Below are 24,470 nucleotides of genomic sequence, written 5' to 3'. Positions count from 1 at the left end.
GCGGGCCGCCTGACGGCCGCGTGCCGTGCCGAACTCCGGAGATTCTGTGACCGCGGATGACTTCGACCGCAACATTTCGCGGATGCCATCCGTCGGCGAATCGAAATCTCCGGAGTTCGGCACGCCCGCCCGCCCCCGCCGCGGGGCATACTCGGCACGAGCGGTGCACGGATGCCGCCGGAGGAGGGACCGTGAGCGACGACGCGCTGCGCGAGGCCGCCGAGACGATGCGCGCGGTGCGCGAACGCTGCGTGTGGACGCAGACGATCGACCACTGCGACCTGGTGCCGTATCTGGTCGAAGAGAGCGCCGAGGTCATCGACGCGGTCGAGTCCGGCACGCGGGCGGACCTGCGGGAGGAGCTCGGCGACCTGCTGTGGCAGGTGCTGTTCCACGCCGAGATCGCCGCGGGCGACCCGGACGATCCGTTCGACATCGACGACGTGGCCCGCGGTCTCACCGAGAAGATGGTGCGCCGGCACCCGCACGTGTTCGGGGACGCCGTGGCATCCACCCCCGAAGAGGTGCTCGTGCACTGGAACGCCGCGAAGGCCGCCGAGAAGCGCGAGCGCACCAGCGTCTTGGACGGCGTCTCCGAGCACATGCCCTCGCTCGCGCTCGCACAGAAGGTGCTGGGCAAGGCCGCCCAGGTCGGCGTCGTCGCGGGCCGCGCGCCTCTCGCCCCCGCCGATGAATCCGAACTCGGCGATGCCCTGCTGGCACTCGTGCAGCTGGCCCGCGAGCACGGCTGGGACGCCGATCGCGCCCTCCGCGAGCGCCTCCGCCGTCTGTCCGCCGAGGTTCGGTCCGCCGAGTAGCCACCGCGAGCGCTCACGATTCGGTCGAGCGCCCGCGTTCCGGGCGTCCGCACCGTGAGCGCTCGGCCGGATCGTGGGCTCTCGGCGCATCGCGCGCGGCCGCCGGCCCGGGCCTGGAACAATGGAACCGTGGCATCCGTGAACCCGCCGCGCGGTATGCGCGACTTCCTCCCCGCTGACAAGGCCCGACGCGAACGCGTGCTCGCCGTCATCCGTGAGCGCTACCGCGCGCACGGCTTCGACGAGATCGAGACGCCCGTCATGGAGGAGTACTCCCGCCTCCACTCGGGGATGGGCGGCGACAACGAGAAGCTCTCGTTCAGCATCCTCAAGCGAGGGATGGATGCCGAGGCGATCCGCGCCGCCGCCGACGACCCGGCCGCGCTCGCCGACCTGGGGCTGCGCTACGACCTCACCGTGCCGCTCGCGCGGTTCTACGCCACGAACCGGGCACAGTTGCCGACGGTGTTCCGCGCGATCCAGATGGCACCCGTGTGGCGCGCCGAACGTCCGCAGAAGGGGCGCTACCGCCAGTTCGTGCAGTGCGACATCGACATCATCGGTGACGCGTCGGCACGCGCCGAGGCCGAGCTGATGACGGCGAGCCTGGACGTGCTCGACGCGCTGGGCCTGGAAGGCGGCATCGTCCGCGTCAACGACCGCCGCGCGCTGGATGCCATGCTCGACGTGTTCGGGTTCGCCGCCGACGAACGACCCGGCGTCCTCATCACGATCGACAAGCTCGACAAGATCGGCCCCTCCGGGGTTGTGGCCGAGCTCCGCGATCGGGGCGCCACCGCCGCGGCGGTCGACGCTTTCGCCGCCTATCTCGACCGTCCGAGCGGCGACGACGCGGGGTTCGATGCGTCGGGGATCCGCGCGGCTCTGCCGGCCGGCATCCCCGACGAGATCGTCGACCACCTCGTGGCGCTCGGTGAGACGGTGGCCGCCGCGCGCGGCGCCGAGGCCCCCCTCCGATTCGACCCGTTCCTGGTGCGCGGCATGGGCTACTACACCGGCACGATCTTCGAGCTCGCGCACCCGAGCGTCGACTATTCGCTCGGCGGCGGCGGCCGATATGACGGCATGATCGGCCGATTCCTCGGCCAGGACGTCCCGGCGGTCGGCTTCTCGATCGGGTTCGAGCGGATCGTCGACCTGCTCCAGGATGCCGACGACGGGGACGAGCGCTCGGTGGTGCTGGTGCACGATCGCGACGTCCCCCTGGCGCACCTGTTGCGGATCAAGGCGGCCCTCGTCGCCGAAGGCGCCCGCGTGCGCCTGGAGCAGCGCCCGAAGAACTTCAAGGCGCTGCTGGAGCGTTCGAGCGCCGACGGCTACACGTCGTTCGCCACCGTCGGCGCAGAGACCACGGTGGAGTCGCTCGAGATGAAGCCGCTCGGCTGATCTCCGCCCCGGCCGTCAGGCGACGGCGCTGATCAACGCCTGCTCGGGATGTTCGGCGGCGAGGCGCTCGAGGCGCGCCGCCGTCGCGGCATCCCGCGGGGCGAACCACACCACCCGGGAACCCAGACTCTCGTCGACCCACACGCTCGACATCTCGAGGTGCAGCTCGCCGACGCGCGGGTTGACGAGGTGCTTGACCGCGTGGCGCTCGCCGCCGACGTCGCCCCGGCTCCACAGCTCGGCGAAACGCGGCGAGGCCCGCTCGAGCTCGGTGATGAAGCTCTGCCACGACGGCTCGTCGTGGTGCCGCCCGTACGCGGACCGAAGTCGGGCAGCCATCCGGCGCTGCGCGTGATCGAGGTTGAGGTGGGCGTTCTGCCACGTCGGGTCCGTGAACAGCAGCACCGCGCAGTTGCGTCGCTCGGTCGGCATGTCGTCGAGGTCGTCGAAAAGGTAGCGGTAGGCCCGGTTGTACGCGCGGATGTCGAAGCGCGATGTCTGCAGCGCGGCCGGGTAGGGCAGGAGCTTCTCGAGGAGGTCGAGGTGGGGCGTGTCGACGCACGCGCGCGCTTCCCGCTCGGGGCGGGGGAGGTCCGCGAGGGCGAAGAGGTGGTCGCGTTCGTCGTCGGTGAGTCGGAGCGCGCGAGCGATCGCGGCCACGACCTGCGCGGATGCCGCGATCGGGCGCCCCTGCTCGAGCCACGTGTACCAGGTCAGTCCGACCCCGGCGAGTTGGGCGACCTCTTCGCGCCGGAGCCCCGCGACGCGCCGCCTCGTGCCGTCGGGGAGGCCGACGTCCGACGGCTGCAGCCGGGCACGGCGGCTGCGGAGGAACGCCGCGAACTCCGCGCGCGCCTCGTCGGATCGGGTCATGACGTCTCCTTCCGACGCGAGCATAGAGGGCGGGAGGGCCGCCGCCCGCGGTGAGGGGAGTGCTTCCACTACCAGGATGAACACTCTCCTGGTACCAGGATGACGCACCCCTCATGCTGGCACCATGACGACCTCCGCATCCCCCGGCACCGGTACCACCCCCGTGCCGTCGGGCGACGCCGCACCCGCGGTCCCGACCTGGCGCTACATCGGATTCCTCCTCGGACCCGGCGTCGGCACATTCGCCTTCAACGCGGTCACCGTCATCCTGCCGACGCTGCGCGACCGCTTCGGCGCGGACGACGTCTCGCTCGAACTCGTCATCGCCGGCTACGGCATCCCGTTCGCCGTTCTGCTGATCCTCGGCGGGCGACTCGGTGACCGTTTCGGTCGTCACCGCATGTACGCGGTCGGCATGGGGCTGTTCCTCGTCTCGGCCGTCGCCTGTGCTCTCGCCCCCTCGGTGCCGACCCTGATCGCGGCGAGGGTCGTGCAGGGGGTGGGCGCGGCGCTGTGCACCCCGCAGGTGCTCGCGACCATTCAGGCCACGTCCGGTGGGGTCGCGCGCACGCGGGCGATCGCCGCCTTCGGGGCGAGCGGTGGCATCGGTGCGGCGGTCGGGCAGGTCGTCGGCGGTGCGCTCGCCGCGACGAGCTTCGGTGTCGTCGACGGGTGGCGCGCCGTGTTCGTCGTCGTGGCTCTCGTCGCCGTCGCGGCGATGGCCCTCGCACCGCTGGCCCCCCGCAGCCGCTCGCACGAGCACGTCGCGATCGACCTCGTCGGCACGGCCGCCTTGGGCATCGGCATCCTCGCCGCCTCGGTGGCGCTGACGTTCGGACCGGCGTGGAACTGGTCGTGGCCCGTGCTCGTCGCTCTCCTCGTCGCCGCGATCGCCCTCGTGGCGATGTGGCGGCACCAGGATGCCGTCGAGCGCAGCGGTCGCATTCCGTTGCTTCCTCCGAGTGTCTTGCGACTTCGCGCGCTGCAGCTCGGCCTGGTGTCGGCGGCGCTGTTCTTCGCCGGGTACTCGGCGCTGCTGTACGTGTTCCCGCGGGCGGTGGAGCAGGGCGGCATGTCATCCCTGCAGGCGGGGCTCGCGCTGCTGCCGTTCGCGGTGGTGTTCGCCGTCGTCTCGCTGACCGTCGCGCGGGTTCAGGCGCGCCTGGGCGATGCGACGCTCGCGTGGGGTGTCGGGCTGCAGGTCGTGGCGCTCGTCGCGATGTCGGTGACCGTGGTGCTGGCCTGGGGGACCGACATCGGGTGGTGGCTGCAGCCGGCGCTCGTGCTCCTCGGCGTGGGCCAGGCCCTCATCTTCTCGCCGCTGACGCAACTCGTCGTCCGCGAGGTCCCGGTGCACGCGGCCGGGCTCTCGGGCGGGATGTTCAGCACGGCGCAGCAGCTGGCCCTCTCCTTCGGCGTCATCGTCATCGGTGGTGTCGTGTCGTTCACCGGCGTCGGCGGCCGTGACGAACTGCTGGCCGGGCTCGCGCTCGACATCGTCCTCGCGGTCGCGGTGCTCGTGCTCGCGCTCGTGCTGCGCGCGCGGGGGCGCCGACGCGTCCAGGGCTGAGCCCGACGCCCGCACGTCTCGGCGGTCGCGCGACCGCGCGTCACCCGCCGTTCACCGGGGAGCGGTGGGATGGGCGTATGCGCAGGCGTCGGCCGATCACGGTGACCGCGGCGTCGTCGGTCGCGGTCGTGGGGGCGGCGGCCGTAGGGATCCGCACGCTCATCGCCCGGCAGGCCGCGATCGCGCGGCGTCGGATCGGCAAGCCCCTGGGGGAGCAGGCTCTGGATGCCGATCGGGTGTGGCGGCGCAAGAAGCATCCGGGTCCGCCGGTCGATCTGCTTCTGCTAGGGGACTCGATCGCGGCGGGCCTCGGGGCCGGTCATCGACGCGATACGCTCGGCGCCCGGCTCGCGAAGGGGATCGCGCGGTCGCAGGGGCGGCCGGTGCGCCTCCGGACGTCCGCGGTGGTCGGTTCTGAGACCTCGGCGCTGACGGGGCAGCTCGCGGCGCTGCCGGACCAGTACCGCGCCGATGTCGCGGTGATCGTCGTCGGAGGCAACGATGTGACGCACCGCATCCCCGCTTCCCGAGCGGCGGGTCAGCTCGAGGGCATCGTACGAGCGCTCCGCGATCGAGGCATCCCCGTCGTCGTCGGCACGTGTCCGGACCTCGGGACCCTCCGGGCGATCCCGCAGCCGCTGCGCGCGCTGGCCGCGCGGTCGTCCCGGCAGCTCGCCGCGGCGCAGGCCGCCGCCGTGCAGCGGGCGGGAGGACGCGTCGTCGCCCTCGCACGGGCGGTGGGACCGGTGTTCGCCGAGCGACCCGACGAGATGTTCAGCGTCGATCGATTCCACCCGAGCGCGCTGGGGTACCGGCGCACGGCCGAGGCCCTCCTGCCCGCCGTCCTCGCCGCGCTCACGACGGCGCGGATCCCGGCCCACGCATAGGTCGTCGGCCCGAACTCCTGAGTTCTGTTCGGCACGCCGGTCAGCGGCGCCGCGGCGCGCGCGGGACCGGGGAGCGGCCACCAGACACTCAGGAGTTGGGCACGCGAGACCGGGCAGAACCGCCGGGATCCCGGCCCACGCATAGGTCGTCGGCCTAGCGTGCTGCCACGCCTCCTCTGCATACGCTCCTGACGACCTGGCACGCCGCGCCCGTCCCGCTCGGCGTGATCGTCGTGGCATCCGTGGCCTATCTCGTCGGCGTCGCGCGCGTGCGCCGTCGTGGCGAACGCTGGCCCGTGATCCGCACGATCGGGTTCTTCGCGCTCGGTCTCGCGCCCTACGCCGTGATCGAGCTGGGTTTCCTGGGGGCGTACTCGTCCGAGCTGCGCTGGGCGTTCTCGACGCGTGTCGCGCTGCTGATCTTCGCCGTCCCCGCCGGGATCGCCGCCGGCCGCCCCCTCGACCTGTACGCCCGAGCGACGGGGGACCGCGGCCGTGCGCGACTGGACCGATTCCTCGCGACGCGCCTCGTGCGGATCACCGGCAACGCGATGGTCGCAACGGTCGTCATCGCCGCGGTGTTCTGCCTCTTCCTCACGCCGGTGGCCGGCATCCTGCGCGTGAACCCCGTGATCGAGGCGTCGCTCGGCGTCCTCGTGCCGCTGGTGGGGCTGTCCATGGTGCTGCCGATGATGGCGCTCGGAGCCGTCCACACCGGCACGTTCATCGCGATCGAGTTCCTGCTCGCGTTCGTCGAGTTGCTGATCGACTCCGTCCCCGGCCTGCTCCTACGGCTGAACGACACCGTGCTGGATCTCGTTCCGGATGCCGCGCAGGCGGTGGCGTGGTGGCCGTCCACGCTGCACGACCAGCATCTCGCCGGTGACCTGATCTGGTTCATCGCCGAGTTCGCGGATGTGCCGATCCTCGTCATCCTCATGATCCGGTGGATGCGCACCGACCGCGCCGAGGCGAAGAGCTTCGACGACCTATCGGACGCGGAGTACGACGAGATGACCCGGGCCCACCTGCACGGACCCCGTTGACCCGCTGGCCGCGCCTCGCCAGGCTGGGGGAGTGCCCACCCACGACGACGTCGACGGCTTCCTGACCGACACCCTGATCGGTGACGACCCGACCCTGGATGCCGCGCTCGCCGCGCAGCACGAGGCGGGCCTCCCCGCGATCGAGGTGTCACCGGTCAGCGCGAAGTTTCTGCATCTGCTCGCGCGGATCAGCGGCGCTCGGCGGGTGCTGGAGATCGGGACGCTCGGCGGCTATTCGACGATCTGGCTCGCGCGGGCGCTGCCCGAGGGCGGCCGGGTCGTGACGATCGAGGCCGAGGAGCACAATGCGGGCGTTGCGCGCGCGAACCTGGAGCGCGCGGGTGTCGCCGACCGCGTGGAGATCCGTGTCGGCCGCGGCACCGACGTCCTCCCGACGCTCGTGGGACAGGAGCCGTTCGACCTCGTCTTCGTGGATGCCGACAAGGAGTCGAATCCCGCCTACCTCGACTGGGCCGCCCGCCTGGGGCGCCCCGGCACGGTGGTGGTGCTCGATAACGTCGTTCGCGCCGGGGCGGTCGCCGACCCGCGCCCGGGGGACACCAAAGTGGCCGGTGCGCGGGCGGGTGTCGTGATGCTGGGCGAGGACCCGCGCTTCGATGCGACCGCGCTGCAGACGCTCGACCGCAAGGGCTGGGACGGCCTCGCGCTGGCCGTTCTGACGGACGCCGTGGCATCCGGAGTCGGCTCGCCGTCGTGATCGTGCCGCACGTTCGTGGCCCCGCGTGCACCCCTGGGGCCCCGCGGCCACGAACGCCGCCCCGACCCGACCACACGCGCGACGACGGCGGTCACTAGACTCGACAACGGACCGACGACGCTCCGCCCTCTTCCACTCAGAACCAACGAGGAGTCCTTCGTGGCACTTATCGAGGCTGTCAACGCGCGCGAGATCCTGGATTCGCGCGGTAACCCGACCGTCGAGGTGGAGGTGCTCCTCGACGACGGCATCGTCCAGCGCGCGGCCGTTCCCTCCGGTGCGTCCACCGGCGCGTTCGAGGCTTACGAGCTGCGCGACGGCGACAAGAGCCGCTACGGCGGCAAGGGCGTCCTGAAGGCCGTCGCCGCGGTCGTCGACGAGCTCGGCCCCGCGATCGAGGGTGTCGAGGCCAGCGAGCAGCGCATCATCGACGAGATCCTCATCGAGACCGACGGCACCGAGAACAAGTCGCGCACCGGCGCCAACGCCATCCTCGGCGTCTCGCTCGCCGTCGCCAAGGCGGCCGCCGACAGCGCAGACCTGCCGCTGTTCCGCTACCTCGGCGGACCCAACGCGCACCTCCTGCCCGTCCCGCTGTTCAACGTCATCAACGGCGGCGAGCACGCCGACAACGGCATCGACTTCCAGGAGTTCTTCCTCGCGCCCATCGGCGCCGAGACCTACGGCGAGTCGCTCCGCTGGGGCACCGAGGTCTACCACGTCCTCAAGGGCGAGCTGAAGTCCGCGGGCTACAACACCGGTCTCGGCGACGAGGGCGGCTTCGCCCCCGACCTGCCCAGCAACCGCGAGGGCCTGGACTTCCTCATCCGCGCGATCGAGAAGGCCGGCTTCACCCCCGGCGCCGACATCGCCGTGGGCCTCGACGTCGCCGCCACCGAGTTCTACAAGGACGGCGTCTACACCGTCGAGGGCAAGGCGTGGAGCGTCGACGAACTCGTCGACTACTTCGCCGACCTCGTCGCCAACTTCCCGATCGTCACGATCGAGGACGCGCTCGCCGAGGACGACTGGGACGGCTGGAAGAAGCTCACCGACGCGATCGGCTCCAAGGTCCAGCTCGTCGGCGACGACCTCTTCGTCACCAACCCCAAGCGTCTCCAGCAGGGCATCGACCTCGGTGTCGCCAACTCGCTCCTTGTGAAGGTCAACCAGATCGGCACGCTGTCCGAGACCCTGGATGCCATCGCCCTCGCGACCCGTTCGGGCTACACGTCGATGCTGTCGCACCGTTCGGGTGAGACCGAGGACACCACGATCGCCGACCTCGCCGTCGCGGTGAACGCCGGCCAGATCAAGACCGGGGCGCCGGCTCGCAGCGAGCGCGTCGCGAAGTACAACCAGCTCCTGCGCATCGAGGAAGACCTCGGCGACGCCGCGGTCTTCGCCGGTCGCTCGGCGTTCCCCCGCTTCAAGGGCTGAAACGCACCCGCGTGAGAAGGGGGGAGCCTTCGGGCTCCCCCCTTCGTCGTTGCCGGGACGGGCGGCCCGAGGGGATGCCGTGAGCCCGGCGCGTCATCCGAAGCGCGGCGCCCCTCGACGTAGAGTCGGATACCGTCCGGCGCCCGCACTCCGGCGTGGATGAGGAAGGAGACGTCGTGGATCGACCGACGCTCCCGTCCTCCCGCGGACGGAACGACACTCCCTCCACCTCGGCGGGGAAGAAGCGCGGACGGACTCGACCCGTGCGGGAGGTCGCTCCGGGCCCGTCGACGGTCGCCTCGCGCGAGCGCGCCCGGCCGCGCCGCGTGGACGCGCGCGCGTGGCTCGGGGGTCTGCGCGTCTCGGGTTTCGTGGTGATCATGCTGGGGCTCGTGGTCCTCGGGACCCTGGTACTCGTCCCCACGGTGGGCACCTACATGGACCAGCGTCAGCAGATCCAGGCGCTCCGCAACGCCGTGGCCCTGAGTCAGAGCGAGGTCGCCGACCTGCAATCGCAGCGCGAACGATGGTCGGATCCCGCGTACATCACGACCCAGGCGCGTGAACGCCTCTACTACACGATGCCCGGCGAGGTGGTCTATCTCATCGACGACGACCTGCCGGCCTCCGCGGCCCCCCAGGAGCAGCAGGACGTCTCGCAGGACGTCGGGCAGACGCGCACCGACTGGATGTCGCAGCTCGTTAGGTCGGTGGCGTCGGCGGGCTCCGCGCAGGTCGCCGTTCCGGCCGTCGACGTTCCCGACCCCGCATCGACTCCCTGATCCACGGCCCACGACGGGCGTGTCGGGACGCCGGGTACCCTGGAACCGATGAGCACCCCGCCCCTGCCCCCCGCCTCCGACGCCGACCTCGACGTGCTGCGCTCGCAGCTGGGTCGTGTGCCGCGCGGCGTCATCGGCATCGCGGCGCGCTGCATCTGCGGCAACCCGACCGTCGTGGCCACCTCCCCCCGCCTCGACGACGGCAGCCCGTTCCCGACCTTCTACTACCTCACCCACCCGGCCGCCACCGCGGCGATGTCGGTGCTCGAGGCGGGACACGTCATGAAGGAGTTCTCCGACCAGCTCGGCGGCGATGACGATCTGCGCGCGGCGTATCAGGCCGCTCACGAGGCGTACCTGCGAGACCGAGCGGTCTACGGCGAGCCCGAGGAGATCGCCGGGATCTCCGCCGGAGGAATGCCGACGCGTGTGAAGTGCCTCCACGCGCTCGCGGGGCATTCGCTCGCCGCCGGTCCCGGCGTGAACCCGATCGGCGACCTGGCTCTCGCTCGGGGGACATGGTCGCCTGAGCGGTGCGAATGCGAGACTCCCGGGGCGGGCGGATGAGACGCGTCGTCGCGGCCGTGGCATCCGTCGTCCTGGGCGTCGTGGTGCTGACAGGGGCGGCGGCGACACCCGCACCACAGGATTCGGCCGACCCGGTGCGCGGTGCCGAGTACTGGCTCGATCAGTACGGCATCACCGAGGCGTGGAAGACCACGCGCGGCGCGGGGCAGAAGATCGCGATCATCGACACGGGTATCGCCCGCGGACCGGTGGAGTTCTCGGGCGTGGTCGCCGGAGGCACCGACGTGTCCGGGGTGGGCGCGGCCGACGGGCGCACGCCGGTCGGTGCCGTCGACTCGAACCACGGCAGTTGGGTCGCCTCGCTGGCCGCGGCACGCGGCACGGGTGACGGTAAGGGAATGATCGGTGTCGCCCCCGAGGCCGAACTGCTCTCGATCTCGGTCGGGTTCGGTGCGGTCACCTCCAAGCCCTTCACCGAGCAGATCGCCGACGCGATGCATTGGGCGGTCGATCAGGGCGCGACCGTCATCAACATGTCGCTGACGACGAACACCCTCGACTGGGATCCCAGCTGGGACGAAGCGTTCCAGTACGCGTTCGATCACGATGTCGTCGTGGTCGTGGCCGCGGGCAACCGGGGGAGTGGCACCTCGCGCGTCGGCGCACCGGCCACGATCCCGGGCGTGCTCGCCGTCGGCGGCGTCGACCCCTCGGGCGCGGCGAGCAATGACGCCTCGACCCAGGGCATCACGATCGGTCTGTCCGCGCCCAGCGAGCGTCTGCTGGGCGTGTCCGCGGACGGCACCCTCGTGCAGTGGAACGGGACGAGCGGGGCTGCGCCGATCGTCTCCGGGATTGCGGCGCTGGTCCGTGCCGCGCATCCGGACCTGGATGCCGACAATGTGCTCAACCGCTTGATCCGCACGGCCAAGCCGGCACCCGGTGCGGGGTCGGGCCAGGACAAGCTGTACGGCTACGGCTTGGTCGATGCCGCGTCCGCCGTCTCCTCGAGCGCGGTGCCCTCCGTGACGTCGAACCCGCTCGGCGACTTGGCGGAATGGGTGCGCCTCTACCGCCGGGCCGACGCTCCCGCCCCGACCGGAGCGCCCACCGCGGCGCCCGTCGAGATCCCGCCCCTGCCGCCGGTCGAATCCGCGCCGCGCGCCTCGTCTCCGCTGCTCCCGACTCGCGACAGCCTGCTGTACGGGACGCTGCCGCTCGCGGGAGCGACCCTCGCCGCTATAATGATCTCGCTCGGCGTCAGTGCTGCTGCCCGGCGTATCCGAGAGGCGCGCACACATCGCGAGCCGAGCCGCACCACAACCCAGGAGTCTCTTCCATCGTGACCAGCACCGTGCCCAAGATCCTCATCGTCGGCGGAGGCTACGCGGGTTTCTACACTGCGTGGAAGCTCGAGAAGCTCCTCGGCCGCAACGAGGCCGAGGTCACCCTCGTCGATCCGCTGCCCTACATGACTTACCAGCCCTTCCTCCCCGAGGTCGCGGCCGGTGAGATCGAGGCCCGCCACGTCGTGGTCGGTCTGCGCCGTCACCTCAAGCGCACCACGGTCATCGCGGGCAAGGTCACCGGGATCGAGCACGCGACCAAGACGGCCACGATCACGCCGATCGTCGGCGACGAGACCTGGACGCAGGAGTACGACCAGATCGTGGTCACCGCCGGTGCCGTCTCGCGTACCTTCCCGATCCCCGGGATCGCCGAGAACGCGATCGGACTCAAGACGATCGAGGAGGCCGTCGCCATCCGCGACCGTCTGACCTCGAACTTCGAGAAGGCGTCCGTGCTCCCCGCCGGCCCGGAACGTGATCGACTGCTGACCGTCGTGGTCGTCGGTGGCGGCTTCGCCGGTATCGAGGTCTTCGCCGAGCTCCGCGCCTACGCGTCGTCGCTGCTCAAGCAGTACCCCACGCTCGCTTTCGACGACACCCACTTCCACCTCATCGAGGCGATGGGCCGCATCATGCCCGAGGTGTCCCAGAAGACGAGCGAATGGGTGCTCGCCGACCTCGCGAAGAAGGGTGCCTTCGTCCACCTCGACACGCAGGTCAAGGGCGCCGTCGACGGCGTCGTCGAGCTCTCCACCGGCGAGCAGTTGCCCACCGACCTCATCATCTGGACCGCCGGTGTCATGGCGAACCCGACCGTCGTGCGCGGCAGCGACCTGCCCGTCGAGGAGCGCGGCCGTATCCGTACGCGTCCCGACCTGCGCGTCGGCACCGACGAGGAGATCGTCGAAGGCGCCTGGGCGGCCGGTGACGTGTCGGCCGTCCCCGACCTGTCCGGCGGTGGCGTCGGCGGCTTCTGCGTCCCCAACGCGCAGCACGCGGTCCGTCAGGGCAAGCTCATGGCGAAGAACATCGTGGCGGTCCTGCGCGGCGAGCAGCCCAAGCAGTACTTCCACAAGAACCTCGGCGCAGTCGCTGGTCTGGGTCTGTACAACGGCGCATTCCAGTCGGGCAAGATCGCCCTGACCGGTCTGCTGGCGTGGTTCGCGCACCGCGGCTACCACGGTCTGGCGATGCCGACGTGGGAGCGCAAGTTCCGCGTCGTCGGCGACTGGGTGCAGAACTTCTTCCACGGCCGCGAGACGGTTTCGCTCGAGGCGGTTCAGAACCCCCGCGCGACGTTCGAGGAGTTCGCGGCGCGTCCCCGCCCCGCCCAGCCCGCGGCCGAGTCGGCCCCGGCCGAGAAGAAGCCCGAGGCCGTCGCCGCCAAGTGATTCCGATCGAAGCCCCCGTACACGGAGTGCGGGGGCTTCGTCGTTTCTCGAGGCTGCGCCCTCTGGCATTACGGTGGAGCGAGGCATCCGCCCCCGTAGCCCAATGGCAGAGGCAGGCGACTTAAAATCGCTCCAGGTGTGGGTTCGAGTCCCACCGGGGGTACGTACTCGACGTGATGGTGCGGCTGCGTGCGTATCGACTGGGAGTCGGCCCCGGGCCCCTGTTGGACGGCGGCCGCGCCGTTAGGATTGTGCCGGCAGTCGTCGAACGGAGAACCCGAATATGTGGGAGTGGCTCGTCCCCGTCATCGTGATCGTGGCGATCTTGGTGATCGCGGGGATCTATCTCTGGGCGACGTACAACGCGCTCGTCTCGCTGAACGTGCGTGTCGATGAAGCGTGGAGCGACATCACCGTCCAGCTCAAGCGTCGGGCCGACCTGTTGCCCAACCTCATCGAGACCGTGAAGGGCTATGCGGCGCACGAGAAGGCCGTGTTCGAGAACGTGACCCGCGCTCGCGCCGAGACGATCTCCGCGCAGAGCCCCGCGGAGGCGGGTGTGGCCGAGGGACACATGCAGCAGGCGCTGAAGTCGCTGTTCGCGGTGGCCGAGGGCTATCCGCAGCTTCAGGCGAGCCAGAACTTCCTGCAGCTGCAGCAGTCGATCGTCGACACCGAAGACAAGATCCAGGCATCGCGTCGGTTCTACAACGGCGGCGTGCGCGAACTGAACACGAAGATCAAGGTCTTCCCCAACAACCTCTTCGCTCGTCAGCTGGGGTTCCAGTCGCGAGAGTTCTTCGAGGTCGTCGACGGCGCCGCGATCTCCGAGCCGCCGCGCGTCCAGTTCTGACGCGCTCGAGACGGCGCCCTCTCAGCCCACCGCGGCCGAGGGGGCGCTTTCGTGTGGGGGCGCCTGGGGGTGCTCGTGCCGTTCGGCGGCGAGGGCGCCGGCGAGGGCGTCGGTGGCATCTCCCCATCGCGAGACGGTGACGTGCTCGAGCCCCTGCCAGGTCGCCGCGGTACGCAGCTCCGCCGCGAGGCGCTCCGCCGCTTCCGCCGGGGCGCCGTGCTCCCACCAGGCCGACTGCACTCGGAGAGCCGAGGCCGCCCGGTCGGCCTTGAGGTCGATGCGGCCGACCACGTCATCGCCGACGATGACGGGCAGCGAGTAGTAGCCGAAGCGCCGCTTCTCGGCCGGCGTGTAGATCTCGATGCGGTAGTCGAAATCGAACAGCCGCTCGGCGCGATCCCGGAACCAGACCACCGGATCGAAGGGCGTGAGTATCGCCGTCGCGTCGACGCGTCGGGGGCGCGCGGCATCCCGGTGGAGCCACGCCCTGGCGGGCCGGCCGGCAGCCTGCCACCCTTCCACCGTCACGGGCTCGAGCTCGCCCGCATCCACCAGGTCGCGAATGGCCGCGAGGACAGCCGGCCGGTCGCGGATACGCCAGTAGTCGGCGAGGTCGGCCGCCGTCGCGACGCCGTATGCCACGGCGGCGCGCCGGACGAGCTCGGCGATCGCCTCGGCACGCGGGACGGGGGAGTCCAGGACGTCGGCGGGCAGGACATGGGATGCCAGCGCGTACCGCCGCTCGAACCCACGGCGCCCCGCGATGGCGACGTCGCCCATGAGCCACAGTCGCTCCAGACCGTTCTTGACGTCGTCCCACCCCCACCAGGATCCGCGCGAGCCTTCCCTGGCGTCGTGCTCGATCTCGGCGGGACGAAGGGGCCCGCGCGCGGCCAGCTCGTCGCGGAGCCACCGCAGCAGTCCGGCGTTGGCGCGGGCCCAGTCGTCGGCGCCATACTTCTCGCGCAGGGCGTCGCGTCGGAACTGGAGGAGCGGCCAATCGGCGACCTCGACGAGGGAGGCCACATGCGCCCACGACTCGACCCAGCGGGGTCGCCGCGAGAAGGCGAGACGGTCGAGGAGCGTCGTGTCGTAGGCCCCGAGCCGCGCGAACAGCGGCATGTAGTGACTGCGCGAGAAGACGTTCACCGAGTCGATCTGCAGGATCCGCATGCGCTGCAGCGTGGCGGTGATCTGGCGGGTGCCCACTGCCGTGGGACGGGGACGGCCGATGCCCTGGGCGGCCAACGCGATGCGGCGCGCGTCAGCGCGCCGAAGGGTCGTGGTCATGCGCGCCAGCGTAGACGGCGCCTCCGACATTCCGGACGTTCATGCCTCGGGCGCGGCGGTAGGCTGGCGGGATGACCGGAACCGATCCCGAGGACCGCGGATCGTTCTTCGACGCCCTCCGGCGGCGCACGGTCTCCAGCGATCTCTCCCCGGCGATTCCGCCGGCGCTCCGGCAGGTCACGGCGTACTCGTGGCGTCTGCTCGTCATCGCCGCGGCGATCGGTGTGGTGGTGTGGCTGGTCATCCAGTTGAAGCTCCTCGTGGTGCCGCTGCTGGTCGCGATCCTCATCACCGCACTCGTGTGGCCGGCTTTCTCATTCCTGCTCCGGCACCGGTGGCCGCGCTGGCTCGCGATCGTCGTCACGGTTCTCGGCACCATCGCCGTCATCTCGGGTCTGCTGTGGCTCGCGGTGTGGCAGATCACGCGAGAGTTCGGTTCGGTCCGCGACCGGACGGTCGACGCCGTCGGGCAGTTCCGGCAATACCTCATCGACGGTCCGCTGCACCTCAGCGCCCAGCAGATCGATGACGGTCTGCAGCAGGCGGGATCCTTCCTGCAGCAGCAGGCAGAGGTGCTGTGGACGGGGGCCCTCGCGATCGGCACCACGATCGGTCACGTCGCCACGGGCCTGTTGCTGACGCTGTTCATCCTGCTCTGTCTCCTCGCCGACGGCGGCGGCATCTGGCGGTGGACGACCCGACTCTTCCCGCGGGTGGCGCGACCGGCCGTCGACGGTTCGGGCCGTGCCGGGTGGCGCACGGTCGTCACGTACGCCCGCACGCAATTGCTCGTCGCGACGATCGACGCGGTCGGCATCGGACTCGGCGCCTTCCTCCTCGGCGTTCCGCTCGCGATCCCGATCGGTGTGCTGGTGTTCCTCGGCGCGTTCGTGCCGTTCGTCGGCGCCGTGGTCACGGGCACCCTCGCGGTGTTCATCGCGCTCGTCTACAACGGCCCGCTCATCGCGCTGTTCATGCTCATCGTCGTGCTCGGCGTCCAGCAGCTCGAGAGTCACGTGCTGCAGCCGATCCTGATGGGCTCGGCGGTCAAGGTGCACCCCCTCGCGGTGGTCCTCGTCGTGGCGGGCGGGGCGATGGTGGGCGGCATCCCCGGCGCACTCTTCGCGGTGCCGCTCGCCGCGTTCGTCAACGTCGTCGCGGTGTACCTCAGCAGCCACGCGTGGCGCGACGACGGTGCTTCCGTCGATTCCGCCGACCTCATCTGGCAGACCGTGCCCCGCGACCGCGGAAGGAGATCATGAACGACACGCCCACCCTGGCCGAGTTCGAGGATGCCGCGCAGACCCTGCGCGGCATCATCACGCGGACGCCGCTCGACCAATCGCTGCACTTGACCGAACTGCTCGGCGTCCCCGTGCACCTCAAGCTCGAGAACCTCCAGCGCACCGGTTCCTTCAAGATCCGCGGCGCGACCTACCGGCTGTCCCGGTTGACGGCGGAGGAGCGCGCGCGCGGTGTCGTCGCGGCCTCGGCGGGCAACCACGCGCAGGGCGTCGCGCTTGCGGCGCAGCAGCTGGGTATCTCCGCGACGATCTTCATGCCCCTCGGTGTCCCCGTCCCCAAACTCCTCGCGACGCGGGGGTACGGTGCCGAGGTCGTCCTCGAGGGCGCGACCGTCGAGACGCCGCTGCGGCTCGCAGCCGAGTTCGCCGAACGCACCGGCGCGGTGCTGATCCACCCGTTCGACCACCGCGACATCATCGTCGGACAGGGCACCCTGGGTCTCGAACTCGTCGAGGACCTGCCCGATCTCGAGACCGTCATCGTCGGCATCGGCGGCGGCGGCCTGGCGGCGGGCATGGCCGCCGCGATCAAGGCACGGGCGGCCGCCGAGGGACGCGAGGTCCGCATCATCGGCGTCCAGGCAGAGAACTCCGCGGCCTACCCGACGTCGCTCGCTGCCGGCCATCCGATCCAGGTGCCGACGACGCCCACGATCGCGGACGGCATCGCCGTCGCGCGTCCCGGCGATCTACCCTTCGAGCTGATCCGCCAGTACGTCGACGAGGTCGTCACCGTCACGGAGGACGACATCGCCCGCGCCCTCCTCGTGCTCCTCGAGCGCGCCAAGCAGGTCGTCGAGCCTGCCGGCGCGGTCGGGGTCGCCGCAATCCTCGCCGGCAAGATCCAAGCCACGGGGACGACGGTCACGGTCCTCTCCGGCGGCAACATCGATCCGCTGCTGCTGCAGCGTGTCGTCGCGCACGGACTGTCGGCATCCGGGCGCTACATGTCGCTGCGCATCCCGCTTCCCGATCGGCCGGGCCAGCTCGCGCGCGTGTCGGAGCTGCTGGCGCAGGTGGGCGCCAACGTCATCGAGGTGCTGCACACGCGGCACGGGCAGGGCCTGCAGATCAGCGAGGTGATCCTGCAGCTGAGCGTGGAGACCCGTGGCGCCGAGCATCGTGCGCTCGTGATCCGCACGCTCGAACAAGCCGGTTTCATCGCGACCGTCGTGCCCAACTGACACCGACCGGCGGTTCGGGGCGCATGACGCACCTTGGGGCGGCATTCTCACGCCCCGAACGCGGTAACGCGACCCGAACGACGTGGCACCGATGGTGCACCCCACGACGCGACGAGCCGCTCACCCGGTCGGGGGAGCGGCTCGCGGCGTCTTCGGGTCACTGACCCGAGTAGGTCTCGACCTTCACGATCTCGACGGAGATCTGCTTGCCGTTGGGGGCGGTGTACGCGCCGCTGTCGCCCTCTTTCATGCCGAGGATCGCGGCCCCGAGGGGGGAGGCCTCGCTGTACACGTCGAGTTCGGAGTCGACGGCGATCTCGCGGTTGCCGAGGAGGAACTTCTCTTCGCCCCCGGCGATGATCGCCGTCACGACGGTGCCGGACTCGACCACGCCGGTGCTCTCGGGGGCTTCGCCGACCTTGGCGTCCTTCAGCAGCTGCTGGAGGGTGCGGATGCGCGCCTCCTGCTTGCCCTGCTCGTCCTTGGCGGCGTGGTAGCCGCCGTTCTCCTTGAGGTCGCCCTCTTCGCGGGCGGATTCGATGCGCTTCGCGATCTCTTCGCGGCCCGTGGTCGAGAGGTGCTCGAGCTCGTGGGCGAGACGGTCGTAGGCATCCTGGGTGAGGAACGTCACCTGAGCGTCGCTGGACACGGTGGTCTCCTTCGTCGATCGGACCGGCGGGGTGGGCGTCGAGAGCGCGTCCGCCGGGACATATGTCGAACGCCCTGGCTTCGAGCCAGGGCGCGTCTTGAAGAAAAAGCCTACGGCACCCAGCAGGAGTTGACAAAACCCGTCGTCGCGAGCGCGAGCGTAGGGATCTCCTCCGAGAACGCCCGGGTGTGATCGTCGGATGCCGGGTACTCCACGACGCGCCAGCCGACGGTGCCGTGATCCTCATCCTGGGCCTCGATCGCGCACGCGACCGGCTGCCCGACGGGTGCGGTGATCTGGAACGAGATCGAGACGTGCTCGGCATCCGTGACCGTGAAGCCGGTGTCGGTGGACGTCACCGACGCGAGGCTGTTGGCGACCGTGGTCCACCCGAGGGCGACCGTCAGACCGAGCGCCACGACGCCGACGATGCTCCACAGCGCGATGCGCCGCCGTGGCGACCGGGTGCAGCCGTAGCGATCGTCGAGCACGGCTTGCGTCGTCATGGTCTCCCCGGGCTTTAGGCTGGACTTCCAGGCTACGCGCTTCCGCCCGGACCGAAGGACTCCATGCTCACCGCGCTCGCGGCCCTCGCGGCCACGCCCACCCCGTCGACTCCTGACGAATCGATCGTGACCCCGGGCCCGCTCGGGTTCGCCGCCGTCGCCTTCATCGGTGTGGCGGTGTTCCTGCTCGTGTGGGACATGCTGCGCCGCATCCGTCGCGGACGGTACCGCGAAGAGGTCAACGCGGAACTGGATGCCGAGGAGCAGGCGAGAGCGGCACAGCGAGCCAGCGAGACCGACGACGAAGACATCGATCCTGACGCTCCCCGCAGCTGAGGACGGCTCGCGGGGACGGTCCCGTCGTCAGCCGCCGTGGTATGCCGGTGCGAGGGCGATCAGCAGGCACGCGGTCCAGTGGCAGAGGAACGCCAGCACCGTGCACACGTGGAAGATCTCGTGGAAGCCGAAGTGGCCGGGCCACGGGTTGGGTCGCTTCAGGGCGTACACGATGGCGCCGGCGGTGTAGAGCACGCCGCCGACCACGACGAGCACCATCATGGCGACGTTCGCGGTGAGGAGGTCACCGATGTACATCACCGCCGCCCAACCGAGGGCGAGATAGAGGGCGACATAGAGCCACCGGGGTGCGTTGATCCAGAACACCCGGAAGAAGATGCCGAGGATCGCGCCGCCCCAGACGATGGACAACAACAGGATCGTCTGCGGGGTCGGGAGCGCGAGGACGGCGAGCGGCGTATACGTTCCCGCGATCAGCAGCAGGATGTTCGCGTGGTCGATGCGCTTGAGCAGGACCCTCGTCTTCGGCTTCCAGTCGAACCGGTGGTAGAGCGCCGAGTTCCCGAACAGCAGCATCGAGGTCGCCATGAACACGGCCGATGCCCACTTCGCCGGAGTGCCCTGCGCGAGGGTGATCAGGACGATCCCGGCGGCGATCGCCACGGGGAACGTACCGGCGTGGATCCATCCGCGCCACGTGGGCTTCAGGTCCGCCTGCGCACCGACGGCCCCGGCCTCCAACAGGGGGAGCTGGGGCATCTCGGGTCCGTCGCCGGCGGGGAAGGATGTCACGCTTCGACCCTACGTCGATCCCCATACCCCGTCGTGTACATGCCGCTTCGGGCGGCTCGCCGGGAGGCGCCTCGCAGCACGACGTGGCGGGCGCGACGCGGTAGCGTGGGCGGGTGGCGCGAGTGTGGAGAAACGAGGGGCGGGGCGTCCTCTACCGGCTGTACATCCAGCGCCTTCGCCGTCAGATGCCGACGACGGTCCCGCATCACGTCGCCATGATGATCGACGGCAATCGGCGGTGGGCCCGGCAGCTCGGTTTCGACAGCGCCGCGCACGGCCATCGCGCCGGGGCGGCCAAGATGCACGAGTTCTTGCGCTGGTGCGACGATCTCGGCATCCGGGTCGTGTCGCTCTACCTGCTGTCCAACGACAACCTCCGCAAGCGCGACTCCCGCGAACTCGAGGACCTCATCGAGATCATCGCGGAACTCGCCCGTGAGCTGTCGCACGAACCCGACTGGCGGGTGCAGCACGTGGGTCGCGCCGACGACCTCCCGCCGGGGCTGGCCGAGGTGCTGCGCGAGGTCACCGAACGCACCCGATCGCACACCGGTCTGCACGTGAATCTCGCCGTGGGATACGGCGGGCGTAGCGAGATCGTCGACGCCGTCCGGAGCATCATCGCCAAGCACGACGAGCGAGGAGGTTCGCTCGAGGAACTCGCGGCGAGCCTCACGCCCGAGCAGATCGGTGAGCATCTCTACACCGGTGGCCAGGCCGATCCCGACCTCGTGATCCGCACGTCGGGGGAGCAGCGGCTCAGCGACTTCCTGCTGTGGCAGTCGGCTCATTCGGAGTTCTATTTCGTCGAGGCCCTCGGGCCCGATCTGCGCGAGGTGGACTTCCTCCGAGCCATCCGCGACTTCACCAAGCGCGACCGGCGATTTGGTCAGTAGCAGCGTTAACGTACTCGTCATTTTTCCGGGCGTGTTCGCGACCCCACGGGCCCGCGCGAGGCCTTACGGTGAGGTCATCGGGCACGGAGCCCGATCGAGTCGGCCTTCGGATCGCGACTCGTGACCCACAGGTCGACTCGTGACAGCCGGGTGAGACACCCGGGTCGGGAGTGGGTTGTGACTGCACGAGCACCGTACGACCAGCGGAACGTCGTCGACAGCAGTGTTTCGGAACCGGATGCCTCAGCCGATCAGGCTCTGCGCACGTACGTTCTGGACACCTCCGTTCTGTTGAGCGATCCGCGGGCGTTCTTCCGCTTCGCCGAGCATTCGGTCGTGATTCCGGTCGTGGTGATCACGGAGCTCGAGGGTAAACGTCACGATCCCGAGATCGGGTACTTCGCCCGGCAGGCGCTGCGACACCTCGACGAGCTGCGCATCGAGCACGGCCGCCTCGACTTCCCGGTTCCTGTGGGTACCGACGGCACGCTGCGGGTCGAACTCAACAACACCGACCCGTCGGTTCTCCCCTCGGGCATGCGCCTCGGTGACAATGACAGCCGCATCCTCGCCGTCGCGATGAACATCGCGCGGGACGGCGCGGAGGTCACGGTCGTCTCGAAGGACCTCCCGATGCGCGTCAAGGCCTCGTCGCTCGGCCTGTCCGCGGAGGAGTACCTCGCCGAACAGGCGATGGACTCCGGCTGGACGGGCATCTCATCGATTGATGTGTCCGGTGACGACCTCAGCGACCTGTACGAGGCGGAGGTCGCCTCCAGTGATGACGTGCGCGGGCTGCCCATCAACACGGGCTTGATCATCCACTCCGAGCGTGGCTCCGCGCTGGGCCGCGTCACCGGCGACGGTGAATACCGGCTCGTCCGCGGCGACCGGGATGCCTTCGGGCTGCATGGTCGTTCCGCGGAACAGCGCATCGCGCTCGACCTCCTGCTCGACCCGGAGGTGGGGATCGTCTCCCTCGGCGGGCGCGCGGGTACGGGCAAGTCGGCGCTCGCGCTCTGCGCCGGCTTGGAGGCCGTCCTCGAGCGGCAGCAGCAGAAGAAGATCATCGTCTTCCGTCCGCTGTTCGCCGTCGGAGGGCAGGAGCTCGGGTACCTGCCCGGTGACCAGGCCGAAAAGATGAACCCGTGGGGTCAGGCCGTTTTCGACACCCTGGGTTCGCTCGTCTCGAGCAACGTGCTGGAAGAAGTGCTCGCACGTGGTCTCCTCGAGGTGATGCCGCTGACTCACATCCGCGGCCGTTCGCTGCACGACGCGTTCGTGATCGTCGACGAGGCGCAGTCCTTGGAGCGGAACGTCCTCCTCACGGTGTTGAGCCGCATCGGCCAGAACTCCCGGGTCGTGCTCACCCACGACGTCGGGCAGCGCGACAACCTCCGCGTCGGGCGGCACGACGGTGTCGCGTCGGTGATCGAGACGCTGAAGGGTCACAGCCTGTTCGGTCACATCACCCTGACGCGGTCGGAACGCTCCGCGATCGCCGCGCTCGTGACCGAATTGCTGGAGGCCGGCGAACTGTCCTGATCGCCGACCCGCCTACCGTTCGTCGGGGAGGTGCAGATGAGAGGTTTCTCATCTGCACCTCCCCGCTTTCTCACGGGGACCGGACAGAGTTATTCCAGAGGCGAGGGAGACCTCGTCACCGCCTCGGCGGTTCCCCCCAATAAATGAAAAAGAGATCGGTTCGCCGCGCAGGTCACCGCCGTTTCGGGTACGTCGGAAGACCGCCGCGAACCTTCTCCCCATCCCCCCGGTTCCCCCCACCGGGGGTTTTTGGGTTTTGGGGGACTACTCCCAGCGGTAGCCCGCCCCGCGGACCGTCACGATGCGTCCTGCTCCGAACTTCGCCCGGAGGTACCGCACGTAGACATCGACCACGTTGGACCCGGGATCGAAGTCGAGACCCCACACTCGGCTCAGGAGTTGCTCGCGGCTCAGCACCTGACCGGCGTGCCGGAGGAACTCCTCCGCCAGCGCGAACTCACGGGCGCTGAGGTCGACCTCGCGTCCGCCGACGGAGGCACGGCGCGTGTGGACGTCGAGGGAGATATCGCCATGCGAGATCGTGATCGTGCCCAGCGACACCGGCTCGCGGAGGCGGGAGCGAACTCGCGCCAGAAGCTCGTCGAACTTGAAGGGCTTGGCGACGTAGTCGTTCGCGCCGGCATCGAGACCGTCCACGGTGTCGCGGGTGCTGGTGCGGGCGGTCAGCATGATGACCGGGATCGAGGCCCCCTGGCCGCGAAGGTTCCTGAGCACCTCGAATCCGTCCATCGACGGCAGGCCCACGTCCAGCAGCAGGAGGTCGGCGTCGCCGGCGAGAGCCATCTCCAGCGCGGCGGCTCCGTCGTCCACGATGACGGTCTGATAGCCGGCGGCCTCCAGACCCTTCGCCACGAACGCCGAGATGCGCTCCTCGTCTTCCGCGATGAGGATGCGGGTCATCCGGTGGCCTCTCTTTGCAGGACGACGTCGCCGGCGCGTACCGGCGTCGGAAGGTCAGTGGGGGCGTGGGTTCCACCGAGCGGGATACGGAGTGTGAGCGTCGCGCCCCCGCCCGGGGTGTCGGCGATGGTGCAGTGCCCGTCGTGCGCCTTGGCGATCGCCTCCACGATCGACAGTCCGAGACCCGACCCCTCGACGCCGCGTCGCGTCGAGACGCGGTCGAAGCGGCGGAAGACGCGGTGCCGAGCGGCCGGGGGGATGCCGGGGCCGTGGTCGCGGACCCAGAAGCTCGCTGCCGCGTCGTCGGTGGCGCTGCCGATCTCGATCGGGCTCCCCGCCGGGGTGTATTTCGCGGCGTTGTCGGCGAGCTGCAGCCACGCCTGGACGAGACGGTCGTGGTCGCCGACGATGCGCCCGCGGCCACGCGCTTCGATGGTCCAGGTGTGCTCGGGGATCGCCGCGACCAGCTCGCCCACACGGTCGGTCAATGCCCCCACGTCGACCACTCCCGCCGAGAGCGAACCGGCCTCGACATCCGCGAGCGCATCGATGTCGTCGACGAGGCGGGACAGCCGGTCGAGCTCGGAGATCCCGAGATCGCGGGTCTCTTCGACATCGTCCGGATCGGAGGGGTTCATGGTCTCGAGGTGGCCGCGGACGATCGTGATCGGGGTCTTCAGCTCGTGACGGACGTCGTCCAGCAACTGGCGCTGGGCGGCGACCGACATGGCGAGGCGGTCGAGCATGGAGTTCACCGACGCGGTCAGATCGGCGATCTCGTCGTTGCCGTCCGCGGAGACGCGCGCGCCCAGGTCGGCGATCGTGATCGCGTCGGTGGTGTCGCGAAGCTTGCGCAGCGGTGAGAACAGCCGACCCGTGACGAACCAGCCGGCCACGCCGACGGCGAGCACGACGATCGCGCCCGCGATGGCATAGGTCGAGGTGGAGAGGGTGACCAGCTCCATGCGCTGGTCGATCGAGATGGCCTGGACGATCGTGGCGTCGCCCTCGGCGACCGCCGCATAGAGGACGGGGCCCACCGCGGTGGAAAGACGGCCGCGCATCTCGCCGCGATCCAGGGCAGCGCTGAGGTCTCGCAGGAAGGCCTCATCGTCGGCGAGGGGCAGCCCGGGAGGGGCGGGAGTGGTCGCGAGGACCGTGGTGCGGCGGAGAGCGAGGGTGCCGTCGGTGCGGCCGGGCACGGCGGCCGCGACCAGGTCGGCCGGGTCTTGACCACTGGTGGACACCGTCGAGACGAAGCCGTCCAACTGCCGCCCCGCATTGGCGAGCACGCGTTCACTCTGCACGAAGAACGTCACTCCGCCGGCGATGATGAGTCCGAGCAGCACGACGCCGAGGATCGCCGCGAGAAGTCGCACGCGCGCGGAGACAGGTCTCACGCGGCGCATCATCCTCTGATTATG

At 70.1% G+C, this 24,470-nt stretch carries 24 protein-coding genes and 1 tRNA gene; 18 read left to right on the top strand and 7 right to left on the bottom strand.

The window, feature by feature from the left end; genetic code table 11:
- The first annotated feature begins 227 nt into the window (after positions 1 to 227).
- Both ABC271_RS11040 and hisS read left to right on the top strand, forming a co-directional pair.
- Positions 228 to 818, top strand: a complete 591-nt coding sequence (locus tag ABC271_RS11040; RefSeq protein ID WP_412926141.1) for a MazG nucleotide pyrophosphohydrolase domain-containing protein — start codon at positions 228 to 230, stop codon at positions 816 to 818.
- Positions 819 to 974: 156 nt separating this feature from the next.
- Positions 975 to 2,225 carry a histidine--tRNA ligase gene (hisS, locus tag ABC271_RS11035; RefSeq protein ID WP_412926140.1) on the top strand — a complete coding sequence of 417 codons (1,251 nt, stop codon included), beginning with the start codon at positions 975 to 977 and terminating at the stop codon, positions 2,223 to 2,225.
- 15 nt (positions 2,226 to 2,240) lie between these two features.
- Here the strand turns inward: hisS and ABC271_RS11030 are convergent, their stop codons facing one another.
- Positions 2,241 to 3,098: a helix-turn-helix transcriptional regulator gene (locus ABC271_RS11030; RefSeq protein WP_412924912.1), complete on the bottom strand. Its 858-nt coding sequence runs from the start codon at positions 3,096 to 3,098 to the stop codon at positions 2,241 to 2,243.
- A gap of 124 nt (positions 3,099 to 3,222) precedes the next feature.
- On the opposite strand from ABC271_RS11030, the gene ABC271_RS11025 reads away from it, so the two are divergent.
- The 11 genes from ABC271_RS11025 (at position 3,223) to ABC271_RS10975 (ending at position 13,662) form a co-directional block, all read left to right on the top strand.
- Positions 3,223 to 4,668 carry an MFS transporter gene (locus ABC271_RS11025; protein ID WP_412924911.1) on the top strand — a complete coding sequence of 482 codons (1,446 nt, stop codon included), beginning with the start codon at positions 3,223 to 3,225 and terminating at the stop codon, positions 4,666 to 4,668.
- 77 nt (positions 4,669 to 4,745) lie between these two features.
- Positions 4,746 to 5,555, top strand: coding sequence for an SGNH/GDSL hydrolase family protein (locus tag ABC271_RS11020; protein WP_412924910.1), 810 nt, complete (start codon positions 4,746 to 4,748; stop codon positions 5,553 to 5,555).
- Positions 5,556 to 5,788: 233 nt separating this feature from the next.
- Positions 5,789 to 6,601: a cytochrome c oxidase assembly protein gene (locus tag ABC271_RS11015; RefSeq protein ID WP_412924909.1), complete on the top strand. Its 813-nt coding sequence runs from the start codon at positions 5,789 to 5,791 to the stop codon at positions 6,599 to 6,601.
- Between the two features lie 31 nt (positions 6,602 to 6,632).
- Positions 6,633 to 7,319, top strand: a complete 687-nt coding sequence (locus ABC271_RS11010; protein ID WP_412924908.1) for an O-methyltransferase — start codon at positions 6,633 to 6,635, stop codon at positions 7,317 to 7,319.
- 159 nt (positions 7,320 to 7,478) lie between these two features.
- On the top strand, positions 7,479 to 8,759 hold the full coding sequence (gene eno / locus ABC271_RS11005) for a phosphopyruvate hydratase (RefSeq protein ID WP_412924907.1): 1,281 nt from the start codon (positions 7,479 to 7,481) through the stop codon (positions 8,757 to 8,759).
- 176 nt (positions 8,760 to 8,935) lie between these two features.
- Positions 8,936 to 9,541, top strand: a complete 606-nt coding sequence (locus ABC271_RS11000) for an FtsB family cell division protein (protein WP_412924906.1) — start codon at positions 8,936 to 8,938, stop codon at positions 9,539 to 9,541.
- Between the two features lie 48 nt (positions 9,542 to 9,589).
- Positions 9,590 to 10,108, top strand: a complete 519-nt coding sequence (locus ABC271_RS10995) for a DUF501 domain-containing protein (RefSeq protein WP_412924905.1) — start codon at positions 9,590 to 9,592, stop codon at positions 10,106 to 10,108.
- Positions 10,105 to 11,415 carry a S8 family serine peptidase gene (locus ABC271_RS10990; RefSeq protein WP_412924904.1) on the top strand — a complete coding sequence of 437 codons (1,311 nt, stop codon included), beginning with the start codon at positions 10,105 to 10,107 and terminating at the stop codon, positions 11,413 to 11,415. Before ABC271_RS10995 ends, ABC271_RS10990 begins: the two co-directional genes overlap by 4 nt.
- 8 nt (positions 11,416 to 11,423) lie before the next feature.
- Positions 11,424 to 12,809, top strand: coding sequence for an NAD(P)/FAD-dependent oxidoreductase (locus tag ABC271_RS10985; RefSeq protein WP_412926139.1), 1,386 nt, complete (start codon positions 11,424 to 11,426; stop codon positions 12,807 to 12,809).
- A gap of 89 nt (positions 12,810 to 12,898) precedes the next feature.
- Positions 12,899 to 12,972: transfer RNA gene (locus ABC271_RS10980), tRNA-Leu, on the top strand.
- Between the two features lie 120 nt (positions 12,973 to 13,092).
- Positions 13,093 to 13,662, top strand: a complete 570-nt coding sequence (locus tag ABC271_RS10975) for a LemA family protein (RefSeq protein WP_412924903.1) — start codon at positions 13,093 to 13,095, stop codon at positions 13,660 to 13,662.
- Positions 13,663 to 13,683: 21 nt separating this feature from the next.
- On the opposite strand, the gene ABC271_RS10970 is transcribed toward ABC271_RS10975, so the two are convergent.
- The gene (locus tag ABC271_RS10970) at positions 13,684 to 14,952 is read right to left on the bottom strand and encodes a winged helix-turn-helix domain-containing protein (RefSeq protein ID WP_412924902.1); all 1,269 of its coding nucleotides are present in this window, start codon (positions 14,950 to 14,952) and stop codon (positions 13,684 to 13,686) included.
- Positions 14,953 to 15,023: 71 nt separating this feature from the next.
- Here ABC271_RS10970 and ABC271_RS10965 point away from each other — a divergent pair, with 71 nt between their 5' ends.
- Positions 15,024 to 16,214: an AI-2E family transporter gene (locus tag ABC271_RS10965; protein WP_412924901.1), complete on the top strand. Its 1,191-nt coding sequence runs from the start codon at positions 15,024 to 15,026 to the stop codon at positions 16,212 to 16,214.
- On the top strand, positions 16,211 to 17,440 hold the full coding sequence (gene ilvA / locus ABC271_RS10960) for a threonine ammonia-lyase (RefSeq protein ID WP_412924900.1): 1,230 nt from the start codon (positions 16,211 to 16,213) through the stop codon (positions 17,438 to 17,440). Before ABC271_RS10965 ends, ilvA begins: the two co-directional genes overlap by 4 nt.
- A gap of 157 nt (positions 17,441 to 17,597) precedes the next feature.
- Here the strand turns inward: ilvA and greA are convergent, their stop codons facing one another.
- Complete coding sequence (greA, locus tag ABC271_RS10955) at positions 17,598 to 18,089, bottom strand: transcription elongation factor GreA (protein ID WP_412924899.1); 492 nt, start codon at positions 18,087 to 18,089, stop codon at positions 17,598 to 17,600.
- 110 nt (positions 18,090 to 18,199) lie between these two features.
- A complete protein-coding gene (locus tag ABC271_RS10950) occupies positions 18,200 to 18,595 on the bottom strand; it encodes a DUF4307 domain-containing protein (protein WP_412924898.1) in 396 nt (131 codons plus the stop codon).
- 63 nt (positions 18,596 to 18,658) lie between these two features.
- Here ABC271_RS10950 and ABC271_RS10945 point away from each other — a divergent pair, with 63 nt between their 5' ends.
- The gene (locus ABC271_RS10945) at positions 18,659 to 18,931 is read left to right on the top strand and encodes a hypothetical protein (RefSeq protein ID WP_412924897.1); all 273 of its coding nucleotides are present in this window, start codon (positions 18,659 to 18,661) and stop codon (positions 18,929 to 18,931) included.
- 27 nt (positions 18,932 to 18,958) lie between these two features.
- On the opposite strand, the gene trhA is transcribed toward ABC271_RS10945, so the two are convergent.
- Positions 18,959 to 19,651 (bottom strand): PAQR family membrane homeostasis protein TrhA, encoded by a 693-nt coding sequence (gene trhA / locus ABC271_RS10940; RefSeq protein ID WP_412926138.1) that lies wholly within the window; start codon positions 19,649 to 19,651, stop codon positions 18,959 to 18,961.
- Positions 19,652 to 19,806: 155 nt separating this feature from the next.
- Between trhA and ABC271_RS10935 the strand changes: the two genes are divergently transcribed.
- Positions 19,807 to 20,580 (top strand): isoprenyl transferase, encoded by a 774-nt coding sequence (locus ABC271_RS10935; RefSeq protein ID WP_412926137.1) that lies wholly within the window; start codon positions 19,807 to 19,809, stop codon positions 20,578 to 20,580.
- Between the two features lie 177 nt (positions 20,581 to 20,757).
- Positions 20,758 to 22,125 (top strand): RNA 5'-3' helicase PhoH2, encoded by a 1,368-nt coding sequence (phoH2, locus tag ABC271_RS10930; RefSeq protein ID WP_412924896.1) that lies wholly within the window; start codon positions 20,758 to 20,760, stop codon positions 22,123 to 22,125.
- A gap of 264 nt (positions 22,126 to 22,389) precedes the next feature.
- Here the strand turns inward: phoH2 and ABC271_RS10925 are convergent, their stop codons facing one another.
- Positions 22,390 to 23,046: a response regulator transcription factor gene (locus tag ABC271_RS10925; RefSeq protein ID WP_412924895.1), complete on the bottom strand. Its 657-nt coding sequence runs from the start codon at positions 23,044 to 23,046 to the stop codon at positions 22,390 to 22,392.
- On the bottom strand, positions 23,043 to 24,455 hold the full coding sequence (locus ABC271_RS10920) for a sensor histidine kinase (RefSeq protein WP_412926136.1): 1,413 nt from the start codon (positions 24,453 to 24,455) through the stop codon (positions 23,043 to 23,045). The genes ABC271_RS10925 and ABC271_RS10920 overlap by 4 nt, the downstream gene beginning before the upstream one ends.
- Between the last annotated feature and the right edge of the window lie 15 nt (positions 24,456 to 24,470).

Origin of the sequence: Microbacterium canaveralium, assembly GCF_047238045.1 — a bacterium.
Classification (GTDB): domain Bacteria; phylum Actinomycetota; class Actinomycetes; order Actinomycetales; family Microbacteriaceae; genus Microbacterium.
The sequence above is the reverse complement of the archived record's forward strand: the minus strand, read 5'-3'. Positions and strand labels throughout refer to the sequence as shown.

Excerpts from the sequence above, each read along its gene's own strand:
- ABC271_RS11040 (WP_412926141.1), top strand. The coding sequence starts at position 228 with ATGCGCGCGGTGCGCGAACGCTGCGTGTGGACGCAGACGATCGACCAC.
- hisS (WP_412926140.1), top strand. The coding sequence starts at position 975 with ATGCGCGACTTCCTCCCCGCTGACAAGGCCCGACGCGAACGCGTGCTC.
- ABC271_RS11030 (WP_412924912.1), bottom strand. The coding sequence starts at position 3,098 with ATGACCCGATCCGACGAGGCGCGCGCGGAGTTCGCGGCGTTCCTCCGC.
- ABC271_RS11025 (WP_412924911.1), top strand. The coding sequence starts at position 3,223 with ATGACGACCTCCGCATCCCCCGGCACCGGTACCACCCCCGTGCCGTCG.
- ABC271_RS11020 (WP_412924910.1), top strand. The coding sequence starts at position 4,746 with ATGCGCAGGCGTCGGCCGATCACGGTGACCGCGGCGTCGTCGGTCGCG.
- ABC271_RS10995 (WP_412924905.1), top strand. The coding sequence starts at position 9,590 with ATGAGCACCCCGCCCCTGCCCCCCGCCTCCGACGCCGACCTCGACGTG.
- ABC271_RS10990 (WP_412924904.1), top strand. The coding sequence starts at position 10,105 with ATGAGACGCGTCGTCGCGGCCGTGGCATCCGTCGTCCTGGGCGTCGTG.
- ABC271_RS10975 (WP_412924903.1), top strand. The coding sequence starts at position 13,093 with ATGTGGGAGTGGCTCGTCCCCGTCATCGTGATCGTGGCGATCTTGGTG.
- ABC271_RS10970 (WP_412924902.1), bottom strand. The coding sequence starts at position 14,952 with ATGACCACGACCCTTCGGCGCGCTGACGCGCGCCGCATCGCGTTGGCC.
- ABC271_RS10965 (WP_412924901.1), top strand. The coding sequence starts at position 15,024 with ATGACCGGAACCGATCCCGAGGACCGCGGATCGTTCTTCGACGCCCTC.
- ilvA (WP_412924900.1), top strand. The coding sequence starts at position 16,211 with ATGAACGACACGCCCACCCTGGCCGAGTTCGAGGATGCCGCGCAGACC.
- ABC271_RS10950 (WP_412924898.1), bottom strand. The coding sequence starts at position 18,595 with ATGACGACGCAAGCCGTGCTCGACGATCGCTACGGCTGCACCCGGTCG.
- ABC271_RS10945 (WP_412924897.1), top strand. The coding sequence starts at position 18,659 with ATGCTCACCGCGCTCGCGGCCCTCGCGGCCACGCCCACCCCGTCGACT.
- trhA (WP_412926138.1), bottom strand. The coding sequence starts at position 19,651 with ATGCCCCAGCTCCCCCTGTTGGAGGCCGGGGCCGTCGGTGCGCAGGCG.
- ABC271_RS10925 (WP_412924895.1), bottom strand. The coding sequence starts at position 23,046 with ATGACCCGCATCCTCATCGCGGAAGACGAGGAGCGCATCTCGGCGTTC.
- ABC271_RS10920 (WP_412926136.1), bottom strand. The coding sequence starts at position 24,455 with ATGCGCCGCGTGAGACCTGTCTCCGCGCGCGTGCGACTTCTCGCGGCG.